Annotated in this window: 27 protein-coding genes; 15 read left to right on the top strand and 12 right to left on the bottom strand. The window is 66.6% G+C overall.

Annotated elements, in window-relative coordinates; translation table 11 throughout:
* Positions 1 to 124: 124 nt before the first annotated feature.
* Both era and recO read left to right on the top strand, forming a co-directional pair.
* Positions 125 to 1,033 (top strand): GTPase Era, encoded by a 909-nt coding sequence (gene era, locus J2X06_RS17255; RefSeq protein WP_310064595.1) that lies wholly within the window; start codon positions 125 to 127, stop codon positions 1,031 to 1,033.
* A 49-nt stretch (positions 1,034 to 1,082) separates the two neighbouring features.
* Positions 1,083 to 1,841: a DNA repair protein RecO gene (gene recO, locus J2X06_RS17250; protein WP_310064593.1), complete on the top strand. Its 759-nt coding sequence runs from the start codon at positions 1,083 to 1,085 to the stop codon at positions 1,839 to 1,841.
* Here recO and J2X06_RS17245 read toward each other — a convergent pair.
* On the bottom strand, positions 1,820 to 2,566 hold the full coding sequence (locus tag J2X06_RS17245; protein WP_310064591.1) for a response regulator: 747 nt from the start codon (positions 2,564 to 2,566) through the stop codon (positions 1,820 to 1,822). The genes recO and J2X06_RS17245 overlap by 22 nt on opposite strands.
* A gap of 109 nt (positions 2,567 to 2,675) precedes the next feature.
* Here J2X06_RS17245 and J2X06_RS17240 point away from each other — a divergent pair, with 109 nt between their 5' ends.
* From J2X06_RS17240 to J2X06_RS17190, 11 genes are all read left to right on the top strand, one after another.
* Positions 2,676 to 4,706, top strand: coding sequence for a hypothetical protein (locus tag J2X06_RS17240; protein WP_310064588.1), 2,031 nt, complete (start codon positions 2,676 to 2,678; stop codon positions 4,704 to 4,706).
* A 93-nt stretch (positions 4,707 to 4,799) separates the two neighbouring features.
* Positions 4,800 to 5,399, top strand: a complete 600-nt coding sequence (locus J2X06_RS17235; RefSeq protein ID WP_310064586.1) for a YdbL family protein — start codon at positions 4,800 to 4,802, stop codon at positions 5,397 to 5,399.
* A gap of 198 nt (positions 5,400 to 5,597) precedes the next feature.
* The gene (gene rlmD / locus J2X06_RS17230) at positions 5,598 to 6,926 is read left to right on the top strand and encodes a 23S rRNA (uracil(1939)-C(5))-methyltransferase RlmD (RefSeq protein ID WP_310064583.1); all 1,329 of its coding nucleotides are present in this window, start codon (positions 5,598 to 5,600) and stop codon (positions 6,924 to 6,926) included.
* Positions 6,927 to 7,048: 122 nt separating this feature from the next.
* Positions 7,049 to 7,573 carry a CYTH domain-containing protein gene (locus J2X06_RS17225; protein ID WP_310064582.1) on the top strand — a complete coding sequence of 175 codons (525 nt, stop codon included), beginning with the start codon at positions 7,049 to 7,051 and terminating at the stop codon, positions 7,571 to 7,573.
* Between the two features lie 33 nt (positions 7,574 to 7,606).
* Entirely contained in the window at positions 7,607 to 8,293 is a 687-nt protein-coding gene (locus tag J2X06_RS17220; protein ID WP_430539627.1) for a DsbA family oxidoreductase, read from the top strand.
* Positions 8,294 to 8,407: 114 nt separating this feature from the next.
* Positions 8,408 to 9,418, top strand: a complete 1,011-nt coding sequence (gene nagZ, locus J2X06_RS17215) for a beta-N-acetylhexosaminidase (RefSeq protein WP_310064577.1) — start codon at positions 8,408 to 8,410, stop codon at positions 9,416 to 9,418.
* The gene (locus J2X06_RS17210) at positions 9,418 to 9,987 is read left to right on the top strand and encodes a hypoxanthine-guanine phosphoribosyltransferase (RefSeq protein ID WP_310064576.1); all 570 of its coding nucleotides are present in this window, start codon (positions 9,418 to 9,420) and stop codon (positions 9,985 to 9,987) included. The genes nagZ and J2X06_RS17210 overlap by 1 nt, the downstream gene beginning before the upstream one ends.
* A 3-nt stretch (positions 9,988 to 9,990) precedes the next feature.
* Positions 9,991 to 10,749 carry an S-methyl-5'-thioinosine phosphorylase gene (locus J2X06_RS17205; RefSeq protein ID WP_310064574.1) on the top strand — a complete coding sequence of 253 codons (759 nt, stop codon included), beginning with the start codon at positions 9,991 to 9,993 and terminating at the stop codon, positions 10,747 to 10,749.
* 122 nt (positions 10,750 to 10,871) lie between these two features.
* Positions 10,872 to 11,078: a cold-shock protein gene (locus tag J2X06_RS17200; protein WP_310064572.1), complete on the top strand. Its 207-nt coding sequence runs from the start codon at positions 10,872 to 10,874 to the stop codon at positions 11,076 to 11,078.
* A 200-nt stretch (positions 11,079 to 11,278) separates the two neighbouring features.
* On the top strand, positions 11,279 to 12,919 hold the full coding sequence (locus J2X06_RS17195; RefSeq protein ID WP_310064570.1) for an acyl-CoA dehydrogenase family protein: 1,641 nt from the start codon (positions 11,279 to 11,281) through the stop codon (positions 12,917 to 12,919).
* Positions 12,916 to 13,515, top strand: coding sequence for an HAD family hydrolase (locus J2X06_RS17190; RefSeq protein WP_310064568.1), 600 nt, complete (start codon positions 12,916 to 12,918; stop codon positions 13,513 to 13,515). Before J2X06_RS17195 ends, J2X06_RS17190 begins: the two co-directional genes overlap by 4 nt.
* Positions 13,516 to 13,522: 7 nt before the next feature.
* Here the strand turns inward: J2X06_RS17190 and J2X06_RS17185 are convergent, their stop codons facing one another.
* From J2X06_RS17185 to J2X06_RS18095, 7 genes are all read right to left on the bottom strand, one after another.
* Positions 13,523 to 13,879: a hypothetical protein gene (locus tag J2X06_RS17185; protein ID WP_310064566.1), complete on the bottom strand. Its 357-nt coding sequence runs from the start codon at positions 13,877 to 13,879 to the stop codon at positions 13,523 to 13,525.
* Positions 13,880 to 13,999: 120 nt separating this feature from the next.
* Positions 14,000 to 14,416 carry a hypothetical protein gene (locus J2X06_RS17180; RefSeq protein WP_310064564.1) on the bottom strand — a complete coding sequence of 139 codons (417 nt, stop codon included), beginning with the start codon at positions 14,414 to 14,416 and terminating at the stop codon, positions 14,000 to 14,002.
* 48 nt (positions 14,417 to 14,464) lie between these two features.
* Positions 14,465 to 14,830: a hypothetical protein gene (locus J2X06_RS17175; protein WP_310064563.1), complete on the bottom strand. Its 366-nt coding sequence runs from the start codon at positions 14,828 to 14,830 to the stop codon at positions 14,465 to 14,467.
* Between the two features lie 221 nt (positions 14,831 to 15,051).
* A complete protein-coding gene (locus J2X06_RS17170) occupies positions 15,052 to 15,519 on the bottom strand; it encodes a nuclear transport factor 2 family protein (protein WP_310064770.1) in 468 nt (155 codons plus the stop codon).
* 369 nt (positions 15,520 to 15,888) lie between these two features.
* Entirely contained in the window at positions 15,889 to 16,617 is a 729-nt protein-coding gene (locus tag J2X06_RS17165; protein WP_310064561.1) for a CPBP family intramembrane glutamic endopeptidase, read from the bottom strand.
* A 106-nt stretch (positions 16,618 to 16,723) separates the two neighbouring features.
* A complete protein-coding gene (locus J2X06_RS17160; RefSeq protein ID WP_310064559.1) occupies positions 16,724 to 17,251 on the bottom strand; it encodes a GNAT family N-acetyltransferase in 528 nt (175 codons plus the stop codon).
* 455 nt (positions 17,252 to 17,706) lie between these two features.
* Positions 17,707 to 17,871 carry a DUF2199 domain-containing protein gene (locus J2X06_RS18095; protein ID WP_430539626.1) on the bottom strand — a complete coding sequence of 55 codons (165 nt, stop codon included), beginning with the start codon at positions 17,869 to 17,871 and terminating at the stop codon, positions 17,707 to 17,709.
* Positions 17,872 to 18,734: 863 nt separating this feature from the next.
* Here J2X06_RS18095 and J2X06_RS17155 point away from each other — a divergent pair.
* Positions 18,735 to 19,736, top strand: a complete 1,002-nt coding sequence (locus J2X06_RS17155; protein WP_310064557.1) for an integron integrase — start codon at positions 18,735 to 18,737, stop codon at positions 19,734 to 19,736.
* A 9-nt stretch (positions 19,737 to 19,745) separates the two neighbouring features.
* On the opposite strand, the gene J2X06_RS17150 is transcribed toward J2X06_RS17155, so the two are convergent.
* The 4 genes from J2X06_RS17150 to J2X06_RS17135 are packed head-to-tail and all read right to left on the bottom strand — an operon-like array spanning position 19,746 to position 23,699.
* The gene (locus J2X06_RS17150; RefSeq protein ID WP_310064556.1) at positions 19,746 to 21,509 is read right to left on the bottom strand and encodes an ABC transporter transmembrane domain-containing protein; all 1,764 of its coding nucleotides are present in this window, start codon (positions 21,507 to 21,509) and stop codon (positions 19,746 to 19,748) included.
* Positions 21,509 to 22,111 (bottom strand): IMPACT family protein, encoded by a 603-nt coding sequence (locus J2X06_RS17145; RefSeq protein WP_310064554.1) that lies wholly within the window; start codon positions 22,109 to 22,111, stop codon positions 21,509 to 21,511. Before J2X06_RS17145 ends, J2X06_RS17150 begins: the two co-directional genes overlap by 1 nt.
* Complete coding sequence (locus tag J2X06_RS17140; RefSeq protein WP_310064553.1) at positions 22,108 to 23,151, bottom strand: hypothetical protein; 1,044 nt, start codon at positions 23,149 to 23,151, stop codon at positions 22,108 to 22,110. Before J2X06_RS17140 ends, J2X06_RS17145 begins: the two co-directional genes overlap by 4 nt.
* On the bottom strand, positions 23,148 to 23,699 hold the full coding sequence (locus tag J2X06_RS17135; protein WP_310064769.1) for an RNA polymerase sigma factor: 552 nt from the start codon (positions 23,697 to 23,699) through the stop codon (positions 23,148 to 23,150). The genes J2X06_RS17140 and J2X06_RS17135 overlap by 4 nt, the downstream gene beginning before the upstream one ends.
* 198 nt (positions 23,700 to 23,897) lie before the next feature.
* Between J2X06_RS17135 and J2X06_RS17130 the strand changes: the two genes are divergently transcribed.
* Positions 23,898 to 26,786, top strand: coding sequence for a putative bifunctional diguanylate cyclase/phosphodiesterase (locus J2X06_RS17130; RefSeq protein WP_310064552.1), 2,889 nt, complete (start codon positions 23,898 to 23,900; stop codon positions 26,784 to 26,786).
* Positions 26,787 to 26,876: the final 90 nt, after the last annotated feature.

Here is a 26,876-nt window from a genome sequence, read left to right as displayed (position 1 = left end):
GGCTCCCTTGATTCCCTTCTCGCGCTCGCGGGAGAGGGGTTCCCTGAGCTTGTCGAGAGTGCCTGGAGGGCGCTTCGGCCTTTCACCGTTTGCCCTCGACCCCGCGCACGCGGACAATCCCCGCATGAATACCCCCGCACATCGCGCCGGCCACGTCGCCGTCATCGGCCGTCCCAACGTCGGCAAGTCCACCCTGGTCAACGCCCTGGTAGGCGCAAAGGTCAGCATCGTCTCGCCACGGCCCCAGACCACCCGTCATCGCCTGCTCGGCATCGCCACCTTCCCGGAAGGGCAACTGGTGCTCGTCGATACCCCGGGACTGCATCGCGACCAGGGCAAGTCGACGGCCACCGCCATGCATCGCTGGATGAACCGTGCCGCTCGCGGCGCGCTGGAAGGAGTCGACGTGGCCCTGCTGGTGGTGCGCGCAGGGCAATGGGACGAGGCCGATACGTTCGCCTACCAGGCACTGCATGGTGCCGGGCTGCCGGTGGTGCTGGTGGTCAACCAGATCGATCGCCTCAAGGACAAGACCGCTCTGCTGCCGTACCTGGCCAAGATCAGCGAAGGCCGCGATTTTGCCGGCGTGCATCCGATCTCGGCGCTCAAGCGCAAGGGCCTGGAGGCGCTGGTGAAGACCGTGTTGCCGCGCCTGCCCGAGCAGGACGCGCTTTACGGCGAGGACGAGATCACCGACAAGAGCCAGCGTTTCCTGGCCGGCGAGATGGTGCGCGAACAACTGATGCGCCAACTCGGCGAGGAACTGCCATACGCCACCACGGTGGAGATCGAGAAGTTCGAGGTCGATGGCGCGTTGCTGCGCATCGGTGCGGTCATCTGGGTCGAGCGCGACGGGCAGAAAGCCATCGTGATCGGCAAGGGCGGCGAGCGCCTGCGCGAGATCGGCGCCAAGGCGCGAATCCAGATGGAACGGCTGTTCGGCAGCAAGGTATTTCTGGAAACCTGGGTGCGCGTGCGCGAAGGCTGGTCGGACGACGAAGCGGCGTTGCGCGCGTTCGGGTATCACGACTAAGCACTAGCGGGAATGAAAAGCCGCTCTTTGCTCCCGCTTCTTCGCTGAAGTGCGCTACGTCGCCCAGCCCGCCTTCGTCCTGCACGCGCGCCCATGGCGCGAGACCAGCCTGCTGGTGGAAGTATTGAGCGCGGAACATGGTCGCCTGGGCCTGGTGGCCCGCGGCGTCCAGGGTCCAAAGCGGCAGGTCCTGCGTGCGGCGCTGCAACCGTTGCAGTGGATCCGTTTCGATGCCGTGCAGACAGGTGAGATGGCGCGATTGATCGCCGCCGAGGCGCAGGACGCCGCGCCACGACTGGGCGGGGAAGCGATGCTGGCCGGCTTCTATCTCAACGAACTGACCCTGCGCATGGCCCCGCGGCAGGATCCGGCGCCCGAGTTGTACGAAGCCTACGCGCAGGCGCGTTCACGCCTCGGCGTCGGCGAGCCATTGGGCTGGACGCTGCGCCGTTACGAACGCGATCTGCTGGAAGCGCTCGGCTTCGGCTTCGACTGGGCCCACGATGGCGATGGCGCGGCGATCGATCCGGCGGCGCGTTACCGCCTGGATCCCGAGCACGGCCCACGCCGTGTGTTGAGCGATCGCGGCCATGGCGACCGCAGCAGCGCCGCGACCGGTCGCGCGCTGCTGTCGCTGGCAACCGACCGGCAGCCCGAAGCCAACGACCTGCCCGGACTGCGGCGCGCCATGCGCAGTGTGCTGTCCTACCACCTGGGGCCGCGCGGACTGAAGTCCTGGGAGATGCTGGCGGAACTGGGACGCGTCGCACCGCGCACGCGGCCGGATCAGTCCGATGGCGGCAATTGAGTCGCTGACGGTTGCGACAGCGTGTCCTGCGCCGCTTCTTCGAAGGCGGATAACAGCAATGGCGATGCCGGAGCCTGTTGCAATGCCTGCACGGCCGCGCCCAGTCGGGCCGCGCCGACGAAGCCGCAACTGGCGCGAAGGCGATGCAGCTCAGCACCTATCGACGACGTGTCGCCCTGCGACGCCGCGGTCGTGACGGCCTGCAGGCACTTGGGCAGTTCCTGTGCGAACAGCTCGCGCAGCGTATCGACGTGGACTCGGTTGCCGTTGAGCGCACGGATTGCCGATTCGTCATCCCATACCGGCAGTTTGCCGCCGTAAACGGCTGATCCAACGGCTTCTCTGCGGGCCTCCATTCCAAGCGCGCGTCGCGCCGCTCCCTGCACCGTTGCGGCGGGCAGGGGTTTGACCAGCGCCTCGGCGAATCCTGCGGCCAGCAGTTCGTCGAGCACGGACGATTCGTTCGCTGCGGTATGCGCAAGCGCCGGTGTGTGCGGCCAGCGTGCGCGCAGGCGCGCGAGCAGATCGGCGCCGCTGCCGTCGGGCAGGCGGGCGTCGATCATCCACAGGGCGTAGTCCTGAGTCGAAGCCAGTGCGGTCGCCGCGGCCAGGCAGTCGGCGGCATCGACCTCGGCCGGCAGCGCACGTAAAGCCGAGGTCAAAAACCAGCGACTGGTCGGGTCGTCCTCGACCAGCAGGATGCGCGGCAGTTCGTCAGGCGTCATCGGTACGCGGTGCTCAATCGTGAAACGTCATGGACGTTATGCTGCCTCAATGCCGCATCCGTTGTTACCCCTGCCGCCTTCGGGCCTATCGATCCCAGGCGCACCCACCGTGCGCTGGCTGATCGCATGCGTGCTGGCCGCATCCTGGCTGCTTGGCGGCGAGGCGGCGGCGCGCACGGCGCAAGCTCGGATGGCCAGGGTGTCCACGGCCGTGTTTGTGCTGGAAGACGTGCGCGTGCAACTCGATTGGCCCGCGCAGACCTCGCAAGGCCTGCTGCGTGTACAGGCGGCCCGTGTCGATGCTCCAGAACTCGGCTACCGGTTCCGCGACCTGGCCTGGCAATGTCCGTTGGTGCGCCAGGGCGCGAGATGGAGATGCGAGGGCGAGGTGCATGCAGGCCGTTCGGCGCCGCTTCGGCTGGCGATCGATCTGGATGACACCCGCATCGACGCGCGCATCGGGCGAGGCGACAGCGCACTGGCCCTGCATCGCGATGTGGCCACGCCGGACCTTACTCGTATCGATCTGACCCGCGTTCCCCTGGTGTGGGCGCAGGCGTTGTTGGCCCAGGCATGGGAACAAGGGCGAATGAAGAGCGGCACGATCGATGGCCGGCTCACCGTGGACGCACCATCCCGGGCGCCGATGCACGTTGTGGGGCCGGTCCACCTGCGAGGGGTCGCGTTCGAAACGCCCGACGGAACTATTGCAGGCGAGAACGTGGCGGCAGGGGCACAAGTGGACGCCGTGATCGGCGACACCATGCGCGTCCAGGTCGACGGTCATCTGCTGGGCGGCGACATGCTGTTCGGCAATGCCTACCTCGCCCTGCAGCAGCGGTCCGTCGCGGTGACCATTGACGCCGTGCAGCGAGCGGATGGCGGCTGGCAATTCCCGCGATTGCGCTGGCAGGACGATGGCATCCTTGCGGTCGAAGGCAGCGCCGCCCTGACGCCTGATGCATCGCTACAGGCACTCGATCTGCGGGCTCGCAGCCAGGACCTGGCGCCGTTGCGCGACGGTTATTTGACCGGCTTCCTGGGCCTGGCAGGGTTGGCCGACCTGCAACTGCGCGGCGCCGCGGATGTGCGCGTGCGCTTCGAGAACAGCGTGCTGCACGAAGCCGACTTCGTTGCGCACGCGGTAGCCATCGACGATGCGCAGGGACGCTTCCGCTTCGAGGGCCTCGAAGGCGATGTGCGCTTTTCCTCCGGCGTCTCCTCGCGCGCCATCGACAGCGAGCTGCGCTGGCGGGGCGGCGCGCTGCATGGGTTGTCCTTCGGCCAGGCGCGCCTCCCGTTCCGCAGTAGTGACGGCGTCCTGAACCTGCGCGAGGCCGCCACCGTGCCGATGCTTGGCGGACAAGCCGCCATCGATCATCTGCAACTGCGCCCGCCCTCGGATGGGCAGGGACTGGATATCCGCTTCGGTCTGGAACTCGAACGGCTCGACATGGCCGCGCTTTCCGCGGCGCTGGACTGGCCGGCTTTCACGGGCGAGCTCACCGGGCATATCCCCGAAGCCCGCTATGCCGACGATCGGCTGGAATTCCAGGGTGGGCTGTCGGTCGAATTGTTCGGCGGAACGGTGCAGGTGTCGTCGCTGGCGATGGAGCGGCCGTTCGGGGTGGCGCCGACACTGTCATCCGACATCGCCTTCAACGACATCGACCTGGATTCGCTGACCGGCGTGCTCGGTTTCGGTGCCATCAGCGGCAAGCTCGACGGTTCGATCCAGCACCTGCGCCTGCTGGACTGGCAGCCGGTCGCATTCGATGCCGAACTGCACACCGATCGCGCCGCTGCCAGGGCACACGGCGTGCACCAGCGCATCAGCCAGCGCGCCGTGCAGGACCTGTCCAGCGTCAGCGACGCATCGTTCATGACCAGCCTGCAGTCGCAGTTGCTCGGCTTGTTCGACGACTTCGGCTATCGCCGCATCGGCATCCGCTGCCGCTTGAATGATGAGATCTGCGAAATGGACGGGTTGGGTTCCGCCGGCCCGGGTTTCATTATCGTCGAAGGTTCGGGGGTGCCCAGGCTGTCGGTGGTCGGCTTCAACCGGCGCGTCGATTGGCCGACGCTGCTGGAGCGCCTGGAGGCGGCCGGCAAGGGTGACGTGAAGCCGGTATTCGAATGAGTGTTCGTGCGACAGTTCGGGTAAGTTAGCCACGCTATCAATACACGCCTGCGCGGGCCGTCGTCTGCGTTGGCAGGATCCAGGAGAAAGGACATGCGTCGTTGGATGGGGGTTCCGGTCGCGTTGATGCTGACCGCATGCGTGACGATCAACGTGTACTTCCCGGCCGCCGAAGCCAAGGAAGCCGCGAAGGAATTCGTCGAGAAGGTCATCGGCGACGAGGCGCAGCCCAAGGAGCCGGCGAAGGAGAACAAGCCCGGTGGCCAGAGCGCATCGGTGGGGCCCCAGTTCGACTGGCTGTCGCTGGTCGGCATCGGCAGCGCTTACGCGCAGGAGCAGCCGGACATCACGATCAAGACGCCGGCGATCCAGGCGATCCAGTCACGCATGGCCTCGCGTTTCGACAGCCAGCTGCGTGAGCATTTCGATTCCGGCGCGCTCGGCTTCGCCAACGATGGCACGATCAGCGTGCGCGATGCCAACAAGATCCCGCTGCCGCAGCGCGTGGCCGTCAACCAGGCCGTGGCCGACCAGGGGCGTGACGCCAAGGCGGTCTATCGCGAGATCGCGGTGGCCAACAACCATCCGGAATGGGAACAGCAGATTCGCGCGGTGTTCGCGCGGCAGTGGATCGACAGCGCTCGTCCGGGGTGGTGGGTGCAGGACGCTGGCGGTGGCTGGCGGCAGAAGTAAGCCTTGCCCGGGAACGCTCGACGGCCCGCTTCGGCGGGCCGTTGCCGTTTTCGAGCAAGCGCGGTCTCATCCGCCCTTTGGGCACCCTTCGACAAAGCTCAGGGCATCCCCTCTCCCGCCGGCAGGAGAGGGGGGGATGAGGACAGGCAGCGTCGGGCATCTGCGACAATAGCCGCCCCCCGTTTCACGCCCCCGCTTGTGGCCCGCATCGACCAGACCCCCTTTGAAGTTGAAATCACCGACCTGACCCACGATGGCCGCGGCGTCGCCCGCCGCCCGGACGGCAAGGCGGTCTTCGTCGCCGGTGCCTTGCCGGGCGAGCGCGTCATGGCCTCCCAGACCGGCCGCCACCGCAGTTTCGACGAGGCCAAGACTGTTGAAGTGCTGCAGGCCGCCCCCGAGCGCGTCACGCCGCGCTGCCCGCACTTCGGCACCTGCAGCGGCTGCGCCCTGCAGCATTACGCAGAGGACAAGCAGATCCTGGCCAAGCAGCGCGTGCTGATGGAGAACTTCGAGCGCATTGGCCATGTGACGCCGGAGCGCGTGCTCGCGCCGCTGACCGATGCCTCGTGGGGCTATCGCCGCAAGGGGCGCTTCTCGGTGCGCCGCGTGGAGAAGAAGGACAAGACCCTGGTCGGCTTCCGCGAGACCGATCCGCGCTTCGTCGCCGACCTGCGCGAGTGCCACACGGTGATCCCGCAGATCGGCGAGAAGATTGGCGCGCTCGCGCAACTGGTCGACGGACTGCAGGCGCGCCGCGAGATCCCTCAGATCGAGTTCATCGCCGGCGATCCGATGCCCGAGTATTCCGGCATCGCCTTGACGATCCGCCACCTCGTGCCGCTGTCCGATGCCGACAAGGACGCCATCGTCGCCTTCGGCAAGGAACACCGCTTCGCCATCTTCCTGCAACCCGGTGGCGTGGACAGCGTGCATCCGTTGTGGCCGGAAGCACCGAAGCTGGCGTTCTCGCTGCCGCAGTGGAACCTCGAATTCCTGTTCCGCCCGCTCGACTTCATCCAGGTCAATGCAGGCCTCAACGGCAAGATGATCGAGCACGCCCTCACGCTGCTCGATGCGCAGCCCGATGAACGCGTGCTCGACCTGTTCGCCGGCCTGGGCAACTTCACCCTGCCGCTGGCGCGTCGCGTGCGCGAGGTGGTGGGCGTGGAAGGCGAGGCGGGTCTGGTGCGGCGCGCCCGCGACAATGCCGCCCACAACGGCATCGCCAACGCCGACTTCCATGCCGCCGACCTGGCCAAGGATCTCAGCGGCGAGTGGTGGATGAAGGAGGGTTTCGACAAGTTGCTGCTCGACCCGCCGCGTTCCGGCGCCGATGTCGTGCTCGCGCAGCTGCCGCTGAAACAGTTCAAGCGCATCGTCTATGTCAGCTGCCATCCGGCGTCGCTGGCACGCGATGCAGGCTTTCTGGTCAACGAGCGCGGGTGGAAGTTGCGGGCGGCAGGCGTGATGGACATGTTCCCGCACACCGCGCACGTGGAATCGATCGCGATGTTCGAGCAGTAGTGGTCCCGTCATCCCCGCGAAGGCGGGGATCCAGCGACTTGGCCGCGCGTATCGCGCCGAACAGGGAAAGACACCGTTGTTCCCGCCTTGGCGGGAACGACGATGGAAGAAGGTAAAAACCCATGGGCATCGAAATCGAACGCAAGTTCCTGGTCACCGGCGATGGCTGGCGCGCGGCCGCGCGCGAGGTCGTGCCGATGGCGCAGGGGTACATCAACGACATGGCGGCCATGGACAGTGGCGCGATGAAGGCATCGGTGCGCGTGCGCATCGCCGGCGACGAGGCCTTCCTCAACCTGAAGTCGCGAGAGCTCGGCCACACCCGCCAGGAGTTCGATTACCCGATCCCGGTCGAGGATGCGCGTGGCCTGCTGGCGCTATGCGTCGGCGGGCTGGTCGACAAGCGCCGGCACTACGTCGAGTTCGAAGGCCACCTGTGGGAGGTCGACGAATTCCTCGGCGAGAACGCGGGGTTGGTGGTCGCGGAAATCGAGCTCGCCTCGGCCGATGCGGCCTTCGCCAAGCCCGAGTGGATCGGCGCCGAGGTCACCGATGCCGCGCGCTACTACAACCTCGCCCTGGCCACGCGTCCGTATTCGCAGTGGAGCGAGGCGGAAAGGGCCGGCGAGGTTGCATCGGCACATTGACGTCCCCATCTCGGGGCCATGAACAGCAAACCCCTGCGCATCGATATCTGGTCCGACGTGGTCTGTCCGTGGTGCTGGATTGGCAAGCACCGCCTGCAGCAGGCGTTGGAGCAGCTTGGTGAGAAAGGCCGGGACGTCGATATCCGCTGGCACGCGTTCCAGCTCGACCCCGATTCGGACGAGACTCCCGTGCCGCTGCGTGAAGCCTACGAGCGCAAATTCGGCAGTCGCGAGCGCACCGAGCAGATCCTCGCGCAGACCCAGGCCACCGGTCGCGGCGAGGGTCTGCCGTTCGACTTCGATCGCGGCCAGGTCCGCGTCAACACGCTCAAGGCGCATCGCCTGATCTGGTTGGCCGGACGCGAGGGCGACGCCGAGGCGGTCGGCGAGGCGCTGTTCCGCGCGCATTTCGAGCAGGGCCGCAACCTGGCCGACACACGCACGCTGGTCGAGGCGGGCGCCGCCGGCGGCCTGCCCGAAGCGCGGGTGCGGGCGATGCTCGACTCCGACGAAGGCATCGCCGAGGTCAGGGCGCAACTGGGGCAGGCGCAGGCGCTGGGCATCCGGGCGGTGCCGACTTTCCTGCTCGATGGTCAATTGGCCGTGCAGGGTGCGCAATCGCCGGACGTATTCCGCGAAGCGTTCGCCCGGCTCGGAATGGCGACCGCGCCGGCGGGCGATGCCGGTGCCGGCTGCGGTCCGGAAGGCTGCGCCCTCTGAGCGCCGCGCAGGCGATCTGAACAGCCGCATCGTGCGGGTTATGTCCGTGCCCCCAACTGCGAGACAATGCGGGGCCGCGCCCTGGGCGCCGACACCCCCGTCTGGAGTTTCCGCATGCTCGTGATCGGCGTCGCCGGTACCGAACTCACCGCGCAGGAGCGCGACTGGTTGCAGCACGACGCCTGCGCCGGCGTGATCCTGTTCACCCGCAACTTCGCCTCCAAGGCCCAGGTCGCCGAGCTGTCGGCGGCGATCCGCGCCGCCGCGCCGCGTCCGCAGCTGATCTGCGTCGACCAGGAAGGCGGCCGCGTGCAGCGCTTCCGTGAAGGCTACAGCGCACTTCCGGCGCTCGAAGGCTTCGGCAAGCTGTACGCGAGCGATCGCGATGCCGCATTGAAGCTCGCCGAGGAACACGCGTGGCTGATGGCCAACGAAGTGCAGGCCAGCGGCGTGGACCTGAGCTTCGCGCCGGTCGTCGATCTGGGCCGCGGCAACCTCGCCATCGGCAACCGCGCCTTCTCCGACGATCCGACGATCGTCGCCGAGTTCACACGCGCCTACGTGCGCGGCATGCACGGCGCCGGCATGGCGGCCACGCTCAAGCATTTCCCGGGGCACGGCTCGGTGCTGGCCGACACTCATTTCGACGATGCCGTCGACCCGCGTACGCTCGAGCAGATGCGCGCCACCGACCTGATTCCGTTCGTCGCCGGCATCGAGGCCAAGGCCGATGCGGTGATGATGGCGCACGTGAAGTATCCGGCCATTGCGCCGGAACCGGCCGGATATTCGAGCTACTGGATCGAAGAAGTGTTGCGCAAGGACCGTGCTTCCGGAGGGCTCGGTTTCCGCGGCGTGGTCTTCAGCGACGACATCGGCATGAAGGCCGCGTTTTCGGTCGGCGGCATCAAGCAACGTATCGACGCGCACCTGGATGCTGGCTGCGACGTGGTGCTGGTCTGCCATCCCGAGCTGGCCGAGGAATCGCTGAAGGCCGTCGAGGGTCGCAAGCTCAACACCATGGCGCTGACAGGCCTTATCGGTCGCGGCGCGATGGGCTGGGACGGCCTGCTCGCCGATGCGCGCTACGGCGCCACCCGCGGCCGCCTGGAGGGCCTGGCCTGATGACCGCGCCCACCTCGAACGCGCACGACCTGGCCGAAGCGCTGGCCAACTCCGAACTTCTGTTCGATCGCGACACGCTGGAACAGGCGATCGCGCACATGGCGCCGCTGATCCGGCATGACTACGCCGGTGAAGTGCCGGTGTTCCTGACCGTCATGCACGGCGGCTTGCCTTTCGCCGGCCGCCTGGCGATGGAAGTCGGCGCACTGGGCCTGGACCTGGAGTTCGACTACCTGCACGCCACCCGCTACCGCGGCGCGACGTCCGGTGGCGAGCTGGTGTGGAAGCACCGCCCCGCGACCAGCCTGCAGGGCCGTCGCGTGCTGCTGGCCGACGACATCCTGGACGAAGGCCATACCCTGGCCGCGATCCGCGCCTGGTGCCTGGAGCAGGGCGCCGGCGACGTGCGCATTGCCGCACTGGCGGTGAAGCTGCACGACCGCTGCGTGCCGGGGCTGGTGGCGGATTACGTCGGCGTCGAAGTGCCCGACCGGTATGTCTTCGGCTACGGCATGGACTACCACGAGCAGGGTCGCAACCTGCCCGCCATCTACGCGCTCAAGGACTGACCGATGAGCGACCGCGACATCGCGCTGGCCGTCATCGGCGGCACCGGCCTGTACAAGCTGGCCGATCTGCAGGATGTGGAAACCCACCAGCCCGTCACCCAGTACGGCGCGGCCTCCGGGCCGATCCGCATCGGCACGCTGGCGGGACATCGCGTTGCCTTCCTGGCCCGCCACGGCGAGGGGCATTCGCTGCCGCCGCACAAGATCAACTACCGCGCCAACCTGGCCGCGTTGCAGGCGCTGGGCGCGCGGCGCGTGCTCGCGCTCAACACGGTCGGCGGCATCACCGAGCGCTTCGGCCCGCGCGTGCTGGCGTGCCCGGACCAGCTGATCGACTACACCTGGGGCCGCATCTCCACGATCTGCGAGGAGCCGGGCACCGAGGTGCTGCATGTCGACTTCGGCGAGCCCTACACCCGCGCGCTGCGCGAGGCGGTGCTCGCGGCCGCACGCGGTGCCGGTGTCGACCTGGTCGACGGTGGCTGCTACGGCGCCACCCAGGGGCCGCGTCTGGAGACACGCGCCGAGATCGCCCGCCTGCGCCGCGACGGATGCGACCTGGTCGGCATGACCGGCATGCCCGAGGCCGGCCTGGCGCGCGAGATGGGGCTGGACTACGCCTGCCTGGGCATCGTCGCCAACTGGGCGGCCGGTGCCGGTCCGGACCCGGACGAGGTCATCACCCTGCAGGACGTGCTCGACAACGTGGCCGCGGCCTCGTCCGGCCTGCCGGACCTGCTGCGGGCCCTGCTGGCCGGCTAGCGCCGGGTCGCGCCGGACGGGGGTGGATTGTCAAGGCGTGATTCAGTTTGCATACTCGGCCTGCGCCCTGGCCGCCCGGCGAGCGCGCGCGACAACGCATCCAGCATGAGGTCATCAAGGATATGCAGTACGGCACCGTGAAATGGTTCAACGACGCCAAGGGCTTCGGGTTCATTTCGCCCGAGGACGGCAGCGCGGATGTATTCGTGCACTTCTCTGCGATCAACTCCAAGGGCTTTCGCAGTCTCCAGGAAGGTCAGCGTGTGAGCTACGAGCTCACGCAGGGGCCGAAGGGCGCACAAGCATCGGGTGTGACGCCGGCGGCGTGATTGCCACCGCCACGGCATTGCCCGTGTTTTGCTTGAAAGGCCTCGCTTCGGCGAGGCCTTTTTTATTGGCGCTCACACCTTGGAGTGTATGACCGCATCACGTGTGCTTCGGTTGCAGCGCTTTCTGCTTCGCTTGTCGCGTTTCTCGCGCCAAGTCGCCTCGGGACTAGAATCGGTGCATTGCCACGCCGGAGTTGCGCATGGAACCGCTGCCGCCGTTCGCCACGCATCAGGTCGACAACCAGCCGCCGGAGTTCGCGCCGCGCAATCTCTGGCGCGATGACCATGCCCTGCGCGAAGCGGTCGCGCGCGAGGGAGGCGGCGATTTCGTCGACGTGCTCGCGGGCTACGGATCGCTGGCCGGCGACGAGCTGTATCGCCTCAGCTTCGACGCCCACCGCGATCGCCCGCGCCTGCGCACGCACGATCGCTTCGGCCATCGCATCGATCTCGTCGAGTTCCATCCCAATTACCACCGCATCATGCAGGCCGCCATCGAGCACGGCGTCGCCGGATTGTCGTGGTCGCAACCGCGCACGGGCGGGCATGTGGCGCGCGCCGCGCTGAGCTACCTGCATCACCAGGTCGAGCCCGCCAGCAGTTGCCCGCTGACGATGACCCACGCGGCGATCCCGGCGCTGCGCCACGCACCGGCCCTGGCCGAATGGGCCACCAAGGCGGCGGCTGCGCATTACGACCCGCGCGATATCGGCATCGAGCACAAGCGCGGCGTCACCATCGGCATGGGCATGACCGAGAAGCAGGGCGGCAGCGACGTGCGCGCCAACAGGACCGTCGCCAAGCCGCTGGCGGGCGAGAGCGAGTACCGGTTGGTCGGCCATAAGTGGTTCTTCTCGGCGCCGATGTCCGACGGCTTCCTGGTGCTGGCGCAGGCGCCGGGCGGGCTGACCTGTTTCCTGCTGCCGCGCTGGCGGCCGGACGGGCAGCGAAATGCGCTGCGCATCATGCGGCTCAAGGACAAGCTGGGCGACTGGGCCAATGCATCGTCCGAGGTCGAGTTCGCCGATGCCTGGGCCTACCGCATCGGGGCGGAGGGGCGGGGAGTGCCCACGATCCTCGAGATGGTGATGCTGACCCGGCTCGACTGCATGCTCGGCTCCGCCGCCGAGATGCGTATGGCGCTGGCGCAGGCCATCCATCACGCGCGGCATCGCCATACCTTCGGCAAGCGCCTGGTCGATCACCCGCTGATGCGCAACGTGCTCGCCGACCTGGCCATCGAGGCCGAGGCCGCGATCACGCTGGCCATGCGCGTGGCCCGTGCCGTGGACCGGGCACGCCACGATCCACACGAAGCGGCGCTCGCGCGCATCGCGACTGCTATCGGCAAGTACTGGGTCTGCAAGCGCGCGCCGGCGTTCGTCAACGAGGCCCAGGAATGCCTGGGCGGCGCCGGATATGTCGAGGAGTCCATGCTGCCACGCCTGTACCGGCAGGCGCCGCTCAATTCGATCTGGGAGGGCAGTGGCAACATCCAGTGCCTGGACGTCCTGCGCGCGCTGTCACGCGAGCCGGAAGCCGGCGCCCGCCTGCTGGCCGAACTGGAACTCGCCAGTGGCTTGCATCACGACTACGACTCACAACTGGCGAGCCTGCGCCCCGTGCTGGGCGGCGATACCGATGTGGAGGAATCGCAGGCCCGTCGATGGGTGGAGGCCATGGCCCTGACCCTGCAGGCCGGCCTGCTGCTCCGACATGGCAGCCCCATCGCCGAGGGTTTCTGCCGGACACGACTCGGCGGCGATCACGGCAACGTCTACGGGACCTTGCCCGCAGGCGTGGATCTGATGGCGTTGATCGATCGCGCGCTGCCCGCATGAACCTGGCGTTGTTCGACTTCGACGGGACGATCACGACGCGGGAGATGCTCCCCGACTTCATTCGACAGGCCATCCCGCCGCGTCGCCTTGCGGTGGGCAAGGTGTTGCTTGCCCCGTTGGTCATTGGTTACCGGCTGGGCGTCGTCTCGGGCACTGTCGTTCGCGCTGCGATAGTCCGGTTCGGGTTTACCGGGATGCCGCTGGCCATGCTGGAAGCACAGGGCGTCAGTTTCGCCGCATCGGCTCTACCGCCGGTCATGCGAGCCGAGGCGCTGGCGCGAATCGACTGGCACAAGCGCCAAGGCGACACCGTCGTGGTGGTGTCCGGGGCGTTCGACGTCTACCTGCGTCACTGGTGCCGCGAACATCGGCTGGCGCTGATCTGCTCGACGCTGGAGCACCGCAACGGAGTGATGACCGGACGCTATCTGGGAAGGCAATGCGTCCTGGAAGAGAAGGCCCAGCGTGTGCGCGCCGCCTATGACCTCTCGCGCTACGGCCGCATCTACGCCTACGGCGACACGAAGGAGGATCTGGGGCTGCTGGCGTTGGCGCACGAGCGTTACTACCGGTGGCAGCCGATGCCGCCTGACTGACGCGAGCCTACTGGTGGTAAGTAATGGAGACGTCGGTCACCGACGGCTGCCGCTTGTGCACCTGTGCCGTGCCCAAACCGGAAATGGTGAGCGACGTGTCCGAAGTCCAGCGAGCCTGCAGGGGCACGTCGCCATCCAGGATCAGGGCGTTGCCTGGAATGTTGGACAGCTCGGAATAGGAGGCCAGCACCGAGACCTGGGTATTGGGGACGGTCCCCTCGCAGATGCGATGGAACACCACGGCCTTGTTCTTCCCGGACGGAGACGGGACGGTCGTCACCGGGTCATTGCTGCATCTCTTCCCACAAGCTGACGTGCTTGCACCGAGCAGAACCGCCACTGACAGGATCAGGAACTTGTTCATGGGGCGCTACGCCTGATATGGCCAAGCCGCGGGAACCGCGTTGGTGTCGAGCGTAGTAGCCAGGCATGAGTAAAACGTGAAAGTACTGCGGACGTCGGGCCGGGGGCGGCGAGCTTGAATCTAAGGCGAGTCGCGGAGAGGTTCGGCTTCCGGCTCAAGCGAGTTGGACGCGTCGGCGGACACTTGCGATGCCTGACAAGTGCGAAGGACCCGGTTGGCGGCGAACAGATTCCTGGCGGGCAGGATCAGCCCGGACTCGAATGGGCTCAGCACCAGGGTAGTGATCACGACCGGCCACAATCCAACCGTGCGGGCGGCCGGGTCAATCGTCCGGCAAAGCCTGTGGACCCGGACCGTATACAAGAGCACCGGCGGGACGGTGACCAGCGTCAGCAGCACGGAAACCTTGAGGCCATGCGGGCTCCATCGCAGCCCGATCAGGGCGCACATGACGGAAAACCACGCGACATGCAGCACGTACGTGCGAACAAGGGCCGTACGTGCTTTTTCCAGCTCGTGAACGAGAGGGGCTTTCATGATGGAGCAACGCTTATCCGGCGTGGGCTTTCACCAGTGGATGTGCCGCTAGGTTTGCAGCCCGTAGTACGCCAGGTACGAGCCGGCAACAGTGAGCATGCCGGACGCGATGTAGGCCAGGACAAGTGCACCGGTGGCGACCGCGCCCTTCAGTGCGCCCCGAGACCTGAAGAAGTAGTAGGGCAGGGCGACGATGGCAAGGGCTATGACACCGACGTTGAGCCACGGCGACCGCCGGTAGCCGTTCTGCGCCGAGTCCATGCGATACCAGAGGAAGATCAGGAGCACGCCCACCACCATGAAGCCAATGGCCGAGGGAGGGAATGGATGGCCCGGGTAGAAATACTGATCAATCACCCCGGATGCCAGGGAAGCCCCGGCAAGCGCAACAAGCACCCAATTCTTCGGACTCATGAGACTCTCCCCAAAAAAACCGACCAGCGGTGCGTTCAACGTTGCGAAGCTGGCTCGCCTTGAATGGCGCGCTGTCGCGGTCGGCCCGTTGCGCTAAATGGTCGCCCTCCCCAGGGCGGCCCCAAGGCAAAGGATGCCATGGTCGCTGGAACTGGAGCTGGGCTTGCAGAGGTTTTGTTGGGCGCTGAAAGGCCGATCCGCAAACGGTTGTGACGCAACGGTCAGCCTTCGCCGGCCGACCATTGGTCGCGGATGGTGTAGACGACGGAGAAAATCTTCCATCCTTCTTCGGTGCGAACCAGTTGCCACATCTCTTTGCCCCAGTTCGTCTTGTTTCCGTTTGCCAAAAAGGTGTAGTCGAATGAGACCGAAGCAATCTCGCCGTCCGTGTCTATGCTGACATTGGAGAATGTCTCTTCTCTCGGCTCTTTCGTCGCGACGGCGCCATCGATAAGGCTGATGAAATTGTTGCTCGGAATATGCCGCGCTTTGATCGCGTCCGGCTTTGTTTCCCTGATGTGTTCGAGCCTCGCGTCTTCCGAGACGAACTGCCAGCCGATGTCCTGCGGCTTGTCCGAAAAGAACAGGCTCATATAAGTCGCCTTGTCCTTGTTGACGAGTGACGTCCTGAACAACTCCACGACCTGCTTGAGGGCGGCAACGTCTTCGGGCTTGCCATGCGACTTCACAGATGTCGTTTGACATCCGGCGAAGGCAAGGCAAAGGACCAGCAATAATGCTCGGCTATCAGACACCCTGGAATCCTTGATATTAAGTGAAGTAGCGCCTGAGCCAACCGGGTCGCGAAGCGCTCGGCTTGAATGATTGTCAGGCGGAGGAGTGTGGAGGCTAATCGGTCTGGCGATCATGTAGGCTCGCTTCGGCCGGTTGTCTGAGTCGGACGAATGCGTATGAAGGCGACTTCGCCATTCGGCAAGCATTCTCGATCCTCTGACGCCTAATACGTGAATTAAGCCGAGCCGCGAAGCGGCTTCGGCATGTCGCCGGCCGGATGGCCGACAGTGCTTTTTATATGGGCCTCGGTACATGAGGCGCAATCAGGTCATGTTCAATGGCCAGAGTCCATGCAGTACTGCGGGGATCCACGCGTTCCCGGAACGACGGTAGATGATGCCGAAGAATAGCCCGATGCCGAACACGGCGAGGAGGCCGCCCCAGCGCACGCCGGCGGTTCCAGCGAAGTAGTCGACGTGCAGCGGCCCGAACGTGAAGGCTATGTTCGCAGCGAGCAGACCGGCCGCACCACCGAAGCGACGAGTCATTTCTGTTTGCAACCAACCACGGTAGAGAAATTCCTGCACTGCGCCCCAAAGGAGCCCGGTGGGAATGGAGAGCAGCAGGAATCCGACCAGTCCGTGCCGCTCGCGCAACCCGGCAAGGTGATCGCCGAACACGGCGGCAAAGAGCACCGCAGCCAGCGGCACCACCTGGAGGAAGTACAGGCGTTCGCGACGCGTCCAATCCGAAAATCGGCGCAACCCGACGTCGCTCATCGGGACTCCCACAAATGCCTGTTGCGCCACTACAAATGCCGCCAGCAGCGCAACGACGAAACCCAGGTTCGCAGCGGGAGCTCCACGCGCATCCACTGCAGCGAAGACAAAGCGCAGTGCGAAGAACAGGCCGACGCCGACAACCAGAAACGCCACCAACACGCGCAGCCCGGCCGCGTTTCCGTACGTCGGCGTCAGGGGCCTCTCGAACCTCAATAGGTGAGCGCGCACCGATTCGGCAAGCAGCGATTGCGGACGATCGTCACGTTCCATCGATCACTTTCCAATACGGCCCGAACGCCTGAATCAAGCCGAGCCGTGAAGCGGCCTTGGCTTGAATGAATTGTTAGGCCGCGGACCGACTGCCACGACCAGCAACCTATATTGCCATCCTCATGCGAGAGACCGGTACTCGGATACCGCCAGGTAGATCCAAGTCAAAACGCCCCTCGACGACAAATCCAGACGCCAGATAGAGTGGCTCGCCTGGCATGGTGGCAACCAGCTCCAGCGAACCAAAGCCAGCCTGTCTTGACGCAGCGATGCACGCGGTCATGAGCTGGCGTCCCAGGCCACGACGCGCCATAGACGGATGCACAAAGAACGCGCGAATGCGGGCTGGCTCTGTGCTCGGGTCAAGCAGTGGATCAGGCCCAGTCTTGGTTTGATCCCCGCCGAAAAGCGTGCGTCGCTTGCTCCAGCCGCCACAAGCAACAATTTGGCCGTCCTGCTCAATGACGAAGTAGGTCTGATCGTCAATCAGCTGAGTATCGACGCCGAATACGTGGCAAGTGATCGCTTCAGCCTGCTCCGGCGAATAATGGCCGATGCTCAGGGCGCGACCGGAGAGTTCAATGAGCCCGCCAAGGGCAGCGATGTCGGATCGCTCGGCAGTACGAATCTCCATTGCGAGAGCCTTAAGCAAGCGACCTAACTCCTGAATTAAGCCGAGCCGCGTCGCAGCTCTGGCTGGAATGAATTGTTAGACCGTGCCGGCGACCTCACCGTGAGCTTCCTTGTGCAGTAGAGCGATGGTGGACGCATGCGGCGATCCAAAGCGAAAAATGTCAAATGCAAGATCACCGCAGGCCATAGACAATTCCGCCGATCCTGTTCGCCACATAGCTGTAGACCAGCAACAGTGGTATTGCAACGTTGTACGCCAGCAGTCCTATCAGCAGGGCGTTAGGCGAACCTCCGCGAGCGCTAACAGCCTCCAGCCAACAAGTGAGTCCGATAGCTACCAATGCAGACCGGCTACGCGACCTACGACGAGAGGCTCAACCGAGCCTAGTGGAGCGCCCAGCAATAGCTCAGCAACTAGGCCAGGAACAAGCAATAGTGCGATGCCTGTCACAAGTTTCAATGACGGCGAGTGCCGTCGATGCAGCAGAAATCCGGTGTCTCCATGACACGGCCGTTTTTTTGCTCCGGAGATAGTTCCAAGACAGCGTCTGGTTGGGAAAATCCGTATCCAGGCGGCCATTCGTCATGTTGTTTTCCGCACACGCTGCATTGATGTGTCATGGGCAAGCTAACGCCTGAATTAAGCCGAGCCGCGAAGCGGCTTCGGCTTGAATGAATTGTTAGAGCCCTTGCGGTGACGCCGAAAGAGCCAGAAAGCAACTATTGCCAGTACTAAGGCAAGCGCACCAACTGCGTATGAGATGTAGAGCAGGCGCATGCCAACGCGGCAGTACTGCTCGGCCGCGTCTAAGGAGGTTGGCCCACAGTAGCCGAACCGAAGCGACGCAGTGGCGACCGCCGACAGGAACAGGTAGGCAGCCACGGCGGCCGTACCGATCGCGGATATCCCAAAGAGCCAGGCTGCAAGAGTACGTTTGATCAAGGGCTCTAACGCCTGAATTAAGCCGGCCCGCCCCGATGAACTGTCCGCTCGCGGCCATCACGAAGCGGGCTCGGCTTGAATGAGTTGTTAGGCGGTGATGCCCCAGGAAGCAGCAGACCCCACCGCCGCTGAGCCAAGCATGCCATCGAAGGTCGGGGGGCGGCCAGAGCCAGGCTGTTGGGCTTTACCTGTGAACCTGGGCGCGGAAACGGGCCGAAGTCCAAAGCAATGAGAGCGCGGCGGAGCGCCAGAAATCCGAGCAGCGTGGCGCGCGAACCCAGTGCGGAATTGCCAAGGACTGCTGGCCGGAGCCGACCCCAAACGTTGCGATGACCCTGCCGATGGAAGAACAGGCAAGGTCTTTCAGCAGCAACCGCCTAACGCCTAGTAGACCCCGCATCCGGGGTGTAGCACTGACTATTCAGGAGCCGGGGAGGGGGTGTCAAGGCAGCTTTCCTACGTTCAAACAACGCTTCACCCGATCAACGCCGGCACCGGACTGCGAAAAAATTGTCGGGAATTCCGCGCAAGGCGAAGTGCTATGTCCTATCCACCTGCATTCGGGGCGTTATCCGAGAAAGTCACATCGCCCCCGCGATTGATGGACGAGGTGCGGGCGCGGTTGCGGTTGAAGCACTACAGCGTGCGCACGGAGCGGGCTTATCTGGGGTGGATCCGTCGCTTCATCCTGGCAACCGGCAAGCGCCACCCGAGGACGCTGGGCGGGGAGGAGGTCGAGGCGTTTCTCTCGACGCTGGCGGTGCAAGGCCAGGTGGCGGCGAGTACGCAGAACCAGGCGCTTTCGGCCTTGCTGTTTCTGTACAAGGAAGTGCTCGGGATAAACCTTCCCTGGATGGAAGGCGTCGTGCGGGCCAAGCGGCCGCAACGGGTACCCACCGTGTTGTCGCGGGATGAGGCGCAGCGGCTGTTGGCCCAACTCGACGGTCGCGCCTGGTTACTGGCCAGCCTTCTGTATGGCACGGGCATGCGACTGATGGAATGCCTGCGCCTGCGGGTCAAGGACATCGACTTCGCGCGCAACGAGGTCACTGTGCGCAATGGCAAGGGTGGCAAGGATCGGCGAACGGTGCTGCCCAGATCGCTGGCCGAACCCCTGAAGCGCGAGGTCGAACGCGCACGACTGCTTCATCAGGAAGATCTCCTGCTCGGGTACGGCTCGGTGTGGTTGCCGTTCGCGCTGGCCCGCAAATACCCCAATGCTGCCCGCGAGTGGGGGTGGCAATACGCTTTTCCGGCGGCGCAACGCTCTTTCGATCCGCGCGACGGCAGCGAGCGGCGTCATCACGTCGATGACGCGGTCCTGTCGCGCGCCCTTAAACGAGCCCGCCTGTGCGCCGGAATCGAAAAGCCGGTGAGCGCGCATACACTCCGGCACTCCTTCGCCACGCACATGATCGAAGCGGGTTACGACATTCGCACGGTGCAGGAATTGCTGGGCCACAAGGACGTGGCCACCACGCAGATCTACACGCATGTGCTGAACCGCGGAGCGGGCGGAGTGGTGAGTCCGCTCGATCGCTGAAGACGGCGGTCAGTCGAGGAACTGCAGCTTGGCCAGTTCGGCATACAGGCCGCCCTGGGCCAGCAGTTCCTCGTGGCGGCCTTCGGCGATGATGCGTCCGCGATCCATCACCACGATCCGGTCCGCCTTGAGCACGGTGGCCAAACGGTGCGCGATGACCAGCGTGGTGCGTCCGCGCATCAGTCCTTCCAGGGCCTGCTGGACGGCTCGCTCGCTCTGCGCGTCCAATGCGCTGGTCGCTTCGTCCAGCAGCAGGATCGGTGCGTCCTTGAGCAATGCGCGCGCGATGGCGATGCGCTGCTGCTGGCCACCGGACAGGCGCGCTCCACGTTCGCCAAGTTCCGTGTCCAGGCCCTGCGGCAGGTCGGCGATGAAATCGGAGGCATACGCGGCGCGTACCGCTGCGTCCACCTCGGAGTCGTCGGCTTGCAGGCGACCGTAGCGGATGTTGTCGCGCGCACTGCTGGCGAAGATCGTCGGTTGCTGCGGCACCAGGCCGATGGCATCGCGCAGCACCGACAGGTCGAGCTGGCGGATGTCGGTGTCGTCGATGCGGATCGTGCCGGACTGCGGATCATGGAAGCGCAGCAGCAGCGAGAACACCGTGCTCTTGCCGGCGCCGGACGGGCCCACCAGGGCCACGGTCTCGCCGGGGCGCACGCGCAGGGTGAAATCTTCCAGCGCCGGCAAATCCGGGCGCATGGGGTAGTGGAAGGTCACGCCGTCGAAGGCGACGTCGCCCTGGAAAGGGTGCGGCAAGAGCTGCGGATGTGCGGGCGAGGTGATCGCCGGATCTTCCGACAGCAGCTCGGCGATGCGACCCATGCCGCCGGCGGCACGCTGCAGTTCGTTCGACACTTCGGCCAACGCGCCGATCGAGCCGCCGCCGATCAGCGCATACAGCACGAACTGCCCCAGCGTGCCCGCGGTCATGCGTCCGGCGGCGACGTCGTGCGCGCCCATCCACAGCACCAGCGTGATTGCGCCGAAGATCAGCACGATGGCGACGGCGGTGACCCAGGCCTGCGCCTGGATGCGGCGGCGCGCAGTAGCGACCGCGACCTTCAGCGCATCGCCGAAGCGGCCCTGCTCGTACGGCTCGCGCGCGTGCGCCTGCACGGTACGCACGGCCCCGAGGGTTTCGGCGGCCAGTACATTGGCGTCGGCCACGCGGTCCTGGCTGGCGCGCGAGATCTTCTTCAACCGCCGCCCGCCGATCACGATCGGCAGCACCGCCAGCGGGATGCCGATCAGCGCATAGGACGCAAGTCGGGGACTGGTAACGAACAGCATGACCAGGCTGCCGACGACGGTGACCGAGCTGCGCAACGCGACCGACATGCTGGAGCCGACCACGCTGCGCAGCAGCTCGGCATCGGCGGTAAGGCGCGAGACCAGTTCGCCGCTGCGGGTGCGGTCGTGGAAGCCGGCGTCCAGCCCGATCAGGTGGGCGTACAGGCGTTCGCGCAGATCGGCGACGACGCGCTCGCCCAGCAGCGATACGAAGAAGAACCGGGCGGCGGTGGCCAGTGCCAGCGCGACTGCCACGACAAACAGCAGCACGAAGGCGCGGTCGATGGCGCCGCCGCCTTGCGTGAATCCCTGGTCGATCATGGTGCCGAACGCCTTTGGCAGCACCAGCGTCGCCGCCGAGGAGCAACCCAGGGCCACCAGCCAGCAGACGAACAAGGTCCGGTGCCGGCGCACGAAGGGCCACAGGGCGCGCAGGCTGCCGATCGGCGCCTTGCTGGGGGAGGTGTCGGTGCCGGTCATCAGGACTCGCTTTGGGGTTCCACGGTGCGCAGGCGCACCCGATCACGTGTGGCGTCGCGAAGCCGCGCTTTCAAGGGCTCCAGCTGCGATTCCGGCAGGCGCAGATGCAGGCGCACGCCATCGGCATCGAAGCGTTCGTCCAGTTTCTCGGCATCGTGCGCGGCGAGTGCGGCGTGCACGGCCCCGGTGACGTCGAACGGGTACTCCAGCATCACGCTGGCATGGACGATCAGCGTGCGGCGGGCCGCGACGCGCAGGCATTCGGCGGCGCTGCCGCCATACGCGCGGACCAGGCCGCCAGCGCCGAGCTTGATGCCGCCGAACCAGCGCGTCACCACCGCCACCACCTGGTCCAGTCCCTGGCCATCGATCGCGGCGAGGATCGGTCGCCCGGCGGTGCCGGCGGGTTCGCCGTCGTCGTTGAAGCGGTACTCGCTGCCAATGCGATAGGCCCAGCAGTTGTGCGTGGCGGCCGGGTCGCCGACATCGGCGACGAACGCCAGCGCCGCCTCCGGCGTGGTCACCGGCGCGGCATGGACGAGGAAACGGCTGTGCTTGACCTCGAGCAGGTGCGAGGTCGGTCCGGCCAGCGTGGCGCTCATCGCCCCGGCCCGGAGGCGGGCAAGGCGCGCAGGTCGTCGGGGACGCGGTGATGTGGATGTTCGCGGCGGAACAGCATCAGGCTGCTGCGTGCGCCGTCCAGGTCGCCGCCGTCGCGACGCTCGCGGATGCGCTGCAGCCAGTCCTCGATCGGGAGTCGGGCGTCTTCGCGGACGGGGACATCGGCAAGCGCGAGGCGGCTTCCGGTTACCTCGATGCGGTCGAGTTGCGGCGACTGTTTCGCGGCAAGCTCACGCGCCGAATCCGCCGCTGCACGCGCCTTGGCTTCGCCTTCAACCGCGACGGCCTTGCGCTGCGCCATGTCCGCGGACGGTGCGGGAGGCGCGGATGCAGGCGGTGCCGGGACGAAGTCGGACTCGGCGGCAGCCGGGCTGGCCATGACGGTCGCCGCCGCGGGAGCGGCCGCTGCACGGGGTGCGCGTGCACGAACGTAACCGGCCGGAGCTGCCGGCGCGGGCGCATCCACCACCGCTTCGTCCAGATACGCCTCAGCGGCAGCATTGGCCGCCGGCGCGGGCGCGACATCGTTCCTGGCGACGGGAGCCGCCGCCTGCTGACGGACCTGGGCAGGCGCAGCGGACAAGACCTTGGCGGGCGAGGGTGAGGTGCGGCGTGCCAATGGCGGGGCCGGGGGCTCGGCCGGCGCAGCAGGTGGCGGAGGCGGCGCCGGTGGTGCGGGCGGCCGCTCCCGCTTGATGATCTCCGCACTGACGTAGCCCATGTCGTCGGCCTCGCCGCGCGGTGCGCGAGCCGGCCCCGAGGCCGGACGCAACTGCCAGACCACGCCGACGACCAGCGTCAGCGCCGCGGCCATGCCCACGCCGGTGATCAGGCTGGCCGGGACGCTGGTGAGCGCCAGCCAGCGGCGTCGGCGCGAGGGCGCAACGGCGGCGTGCGCGGCGGCGAGGATCTTCGCGTCCAGCGACGGCGGCGGGCCGTCGTCGTGCGGGCCGATCCGTGCCAGGCGTTCGGCCAGTGCGCGTTCTTCCGGCGTCAGCGGTTCGTGGCGGGGGTGGTTCATTCGCTCAGTCTCGCGCGCAGCTTGTCCAGGGCGTAGCGAAGCCGCGATTTCACGGTCTCGCGCCCAACGCCGGTGATGGCGCCGATCTCGTCCAGGCTCAGTTCCTGTTCCAGGCGCAGCAGCACGGCCTCGCGCTGGTCCTCCGGCAGTTCTTCGATCGCACGTTGCAGGCGGCGGCGCTGTTCGAACTCGGACAGTTCGCGCTCCGGCGTGGTCGGGTCGGGTACGCGGGCGGCGCGCTCGTCGCCGTCCTCGGGAGCTGGCGGACGGTGCTTGAGCCCGCGCCAATGATCGTTCAGCCGATTGTGGGCGATCCGGTAAAGCCAGGTGCTGAATGCTGCCTCCGGCTTCCAGCCGTGGCGGGCGGCGATCACCCGCTGCCAGACGTCCTGGAAGAACTCGTCGGCCAGCGCGTTGTCGCGCAACTGACGAAGCAGGAACCTGTACAGGGGGCCCCGATGGCGGGCGTAGAGCATTTCGAACGCACTGGTATCGCCGGCCGTCCAGGCCAGCATCAGTACGTCGTCGCTCGCGTCCGCTGCATTCATCCGCGGCAGGTTACGGGCTGGCGACGGCAAGGTGAAGCCGTCGGGTGCACCCGGAGGGAAGGGGGGCGTCCCGGTCATCGTCAGATCCATGACCTGATCAAACGGATACCGGGGTGTGACGGGGTTGAGCCTCCTCGGGCTTTCATCACGGTATGCTCCGGGTTCGCAACGGGGGCGGAGCGGGTGCAGACGGCTGGAATGCAGAAGGCAGGCGGTAGGGAACGGGAGGCGGTCTCCGTAGACGCCTTGGCCCGTACCCTGCAGCAGACGTTGCCCGACGGCTCCCATGTGGCCGTGGGCTGGCATGACGGCGCCAATGGTTCGCGAGGATCCGTGTCGGGCGACGCCGGTGCGGGAATGCCGCAGCTGGCAGAACAACTGCTGCGCGGTGGGGATGCCGCCGAGCATCCACAGCGCCTGGTGACCGCCTGGACGTTCGCCGACGGTGGTCGCGCCGCCATTGCCGCCTGGTCGGCCGAGCCGTTGCCCCCAGCCTCGCGCGAGGCTTGGGTGACCATGGCGCAGCGCCTGGTCGCGGCGGAACTGGCGGTGTCGCGAGCCCAGGCCCGCGTGGAATCGCTGGAGAAGTCCGAGCGCCTGCAGCAGGCGCTCTACGAGATCGCCGACCTGGCCGGCTCCGACCTGGAGATGGCCGACATGCTTGGCCGCATCCACGGCGTGGTCGGCGGGCTGATGTACGCGGAGAACTTCTACATCGTGCTGTATGACGATGCCCGCGACAGCATGCGGTTCCTGTACTTCGCCGACCGCATCGACACCTATGTGGCTGAGCCCGACCGCGAGCTGCACGCGGCGGACATGCCCAACAGCCTCACGCTCGCGCTGCTGCGCCACGGCGACCCGCTGATCGGTTGCTCCGAGGACATCCGCGAGCGCCTGGGCATCATTTCCGACACCACCCACGGTCCCGATGCACGGGACTGGCTCGGCGTGCCGATGCGACGCGACGATCGCGTCTGCGGCGCCGTCGTCGTGCAGAGTTACGACCGTGCCGGCATCTACGGCGACGAAGAGCGCGCACTGCTGGTCTTCGTGGCCCAGCACATCCTGACGGCACTGGACCGCTTCCGCGCCCGCGAGGAGCTGGAACGGCGCGTCGAGGAACGCACCCAGGCCCTGCAGCTGAGCAACCGCGACCTGCAGGCCGAGATCATCGAGCGCCAGCGCGCCGAGCGACTGCAGCGCGCCCTGTTCCGCATCGCCGAGCTATCAATTACCTCGGAGACGCTGGAGCGGTTCTACACACAGGTCCACGACGTCGTCGGCGAACTGCTGTATGCGCGCAACTTCTACATCGCGCTGCTGACCGAGGACGCCGAGCGGCTGGAGTTCCCGTATTCGGTCGACGAGCGCGACCCGGTGCGCCACAGCCGCAAGCTGGGCTCCGGCCTCACCGAGTACGTGATCGGGCAGGGTCGGCCGTTGCTGGCCGACCGCCACCGCATCTCCATGCTCGAAGCTCAGGGCCTGCTGCGCAGCCGCGGCTCGCTGGCGCATTGCTGGCTCGGCGTGCCGCTGTTCCGCAACGAGGCGGTGGTCGGCGTGATCGCGGTGCAGAGCTATTCGGCGGCGATCTCGTTCTCGCTGCGCGATCAGGAATTGCTGACCTTCGTCGCCCACCACATCAGCATCGGCCTGGCGCGCAAGCAGGCGCAGGATCGCCTGCTGGCCGCTCACACCGAACTGGAGCAGCGCGTGACCTCGCGCACGCGCGAGCTGGCCGAGACCAACGCCGAGTTGCTGGCGCAGATCAGCGAGCGCCTGCGTGCCGAACAACAGCTCACCCACCAGGCCTGGCACGACTCGCTGACCGGCTTGCCGAACCGTGCGCAGTTGCTGGATCGCCTCAACGGTGCGATCGAGCGTGTGAAGGGGGACAAGGGCGGGCTGTTCGCCGTGCTGTTCCTCGACCTGGACCGCTTCAAGCTGGTCAACGACAGCGTCGGCCATGCCGCCGGCGATGAATTGCTGATCGAAGCAGGCCGTCGCATCGTTTCGGCGGTACGCGCGGACGACACGGTGGCGCGGCTGGGCGGTGACGAGTTCGCGATCCTGGTCGAGGACGTCGACCACCTGCACGCGGTCGAAGAACTGGCCCAGCGCATCCTGGCCGAACTGGGCGAGCCGTGCTGGATCGCCGGCCGCGAGGTATTCCCGTCGGCCAGTATCGGCATCGCCGCGTGGCATCCGCGCTACCGCTCGGGTGCCGAAATGCTGCGCGACGCCGATGCCGCGATGTATCGCGCCAAGTCGACCGGACGCGATCGCTGCGCCGTGTTCGACGAGGCCATGCGCGAGGAGGCGATGCGCATCCTCGACCTGGAAGCCGATCTGCGTCGCGCGATCAATGGCGACGGCTTCGTCGCGTTCTACCAGCCGATCGTGCGCCTGGACGACCGCAAGGTCATCGGCCACGAGGCGCTGCTGCGCTGGCGTCACGAGCGGCGTGGCCTGCTGCTGCCGGCCGAATTCATCGGGCTGGGCGAGGACAGCGGCCTGATCGAGGAAGTCGACTGGTTGCTGTACGCGCAGGCGATCGAGCACCTGGCGCACGACAAGGGCGGCGGTTATATCTCGGTCAATGTCTCGCCGCGGCATTTCCTCGCGAACGATTTCGCCGACCGCCTGTTGCGCATGATCGACCGCGCCGGTGCCGATCCGCACCGGCTGCGCATCGAGATCACCGAGGTGGCCCTGCTCGACGACGTGCCGCGCGCGCTGCGCATGTTGCGCACGCTGCGCAGCCACGGCGTGCTGGCGCAACTGGACGACTTCGGCACCGGCTTCTCGGCGCTGTCGTACCTGCACCGGTTCCCGATCGAGTGCCTCAAGATCGACCAGAGCTTCGTCGCCGGCCTGATCGGCGAGACGCAGCCGGAAAGCGTGGCGGTGGTGCGTGCGATCCAGGCGCTGGCCGGCACGCTGGGCATCCACACCATCGGCGAGGGTGTGGAAACCGAGGCGCAGCGCATCGCACTGCGCGAACTGGGATGCACCTACGGGCAGGGCTTCCTGTTCGGCCAACCGGCCGAGGTCGCACCGAAGCTGGTGGCGCTCACGCGCTGAAGGCGGGCGTCTCCCGCACAACTCCCTGGCGCGGAAGCTAGCCCCTCTCCCGCACGCGGGAGAGAGGTGGTGTCAGGGCAGACCGCGACG

The sequence above is a fragment of the Lysobacter niastensis genome, assembly GCF_031457115.1.
Classification (GTDB): domain Bacteria; phylum Pseudomonadota; class Gammaproteobacteria; order Xanthomonadales; family Xanthomonadaceae; genus Lysobacter_J; species Lysobacter_J niastensis_A.
Note: the sequence above shows the minus strand (reverse complement) of the source record. Positions and strands in the feature narration are given on the sequence as shown.

Coding starts and splice junctions, on each gene's coding strand:
- J2X06_RS17185 (WP_310064566.1), bottom strand. CDS start 13,879: ATGAACAAGTTCCTGATCCTGTCAGTGGCGGTTCTGCTCGGTGCAAGC.
- J2X06_RS17210 (WP_310064576.1), top strand. CDS start 9,418: ATGACCGCGCCCACCTCGAACGCGCACGACCTGGCCGAAGCGCTGGCC.
- J2X06_RS17160 (WP_310064559.1), bottom strand. CDS start 17,251: ATGGAGATTCGTACTGCCGAGCGATCCGACATCGCTGCCCTTGGCGGG.
- J2X06_RS17165 (WP_310064561.1), bottom strand. CDS start 16,617: ATGGAACGTGACGATCGTCCGCAATCGCTGCTTGCCGAATCGGTGCGC.
- J2X06_RS18095 (WP_430539626.1), bottom strand. CDS start 17,871: ATGACACATCAATGCAGCGTGTGCGGAAAACAACATGACGAATGGCCG.
- J2X06_RS17245 (WP_310064591.1), bottom strand. CDS start 2,566: ATGACGCCTGACGAACTGCCGCGCATCCTGCTGGTCGAGGACGACCCG.
- era (WP_310064595.1), top strand. CDS start 125: ATGAATACCCCCGCACATCGCGCCGGCCACGTCGCCGTCATCGGCCGT.
- nagZ (WP_310064577.1), top strand. CDS start 8,408: ATGCTCGTGATCGGCGTCGCCGGTACCGAACTCACCGCGCAGGAGCGC.
- J2X06_RS17135 (WP_310064769.1), bottom strand. CDS start 23,699: ATGAATGCAGCGGACGCGAGCGACGACGTACTGATGCTGGCCTGGACG.
- J2X06_RS17235 (WP_310064586.1), top strand. CDS start 4,800: ATGCGTCGTTGGATGGGGGTTCCGGTCGCGTTGATGCTGACCGCATGC.
- J2X06_RS17205 (WP_310064574.1), top strand. CDS start 9,991: ATGAGCGACCGCGACATCGCGCTGGCCGTCATCGGCGGCACCGGCCTG.
- J2X06_RS17225 (WP_310064582.1), top strand. CDS start 7,049: ATGGGCATCGAAATCGAACGCAAGTTCCTGGTCACCGGCGATGGCTGG.
- J2X06_RS17155 (WP_310064557.1), top strand. CDS start 18,735: ATGTCCTATCCACCTGCATTCGGGGCGTTATCCGAGAAAGTCACATCG.
- J2X06_RS17200 (WP_310064572.1), top strand. CDS start 10,872: ATGCAGTACGGCACCGTGAAATGGTTCAACGACGCCAAGGGCTTCGGG.
- J2X06_RS17195 (WP_310064570.1), top strand. CDS start 11,279: ATGGAACCGCTGCCGCCGTTCGCCACGCATCAGGTCGACAACCAGCCG.
- J2X06_RS17190 (WP_310064568.1), top strand. CDS start 12,916: ATGAACCTGGCGTTGTTCGACTTCGACGGGACGATCACGACGCGGGAG.
- J2X06_RS17145 (WP_310064554.1), bottom strand. CDS start 22,111: ATGAGCGCCACGCTGGCCGGACCGACCTCGCACCTGCTCGAGGTCAAG.
- J2X06_RS17180 (WP_310064564.1), bottom strand. CDS start 14,416: ATGAAAGCCCCTCTCGTTCACGAGCTGGAAAAAGCACGTACGGCCCTT.
- J2X06_RS17175 (WP_310064563.1), bottom strand. CDS start 14,830: ATGAGTCCGAAGAATTGGGTGCTTGTTGCGCTTGCCGGGGCTTCCCTG.
- J2X06_RS17150 (WP_310064556.1), bottom strand. CDS start 21,509: ATGACCGGCACCGACACCTCCCCCAGCAAGGCGCCGATCGGCAGCCTG.
- J2X06_RS17130 (WP_310064552.1), top strand. CDS start 23,898: ATGCAGAAGGCAGGCGGTAGGGAACGGGAGGCGGTCTCCGTAGACGCC.
- J2X06_RS17140 (WP_310064553.1), bottom strand. CDS start 23,151: ATGAACCACCCCCGCCACGAACCGCTGACGCCGGAAGAACGCGCACTG.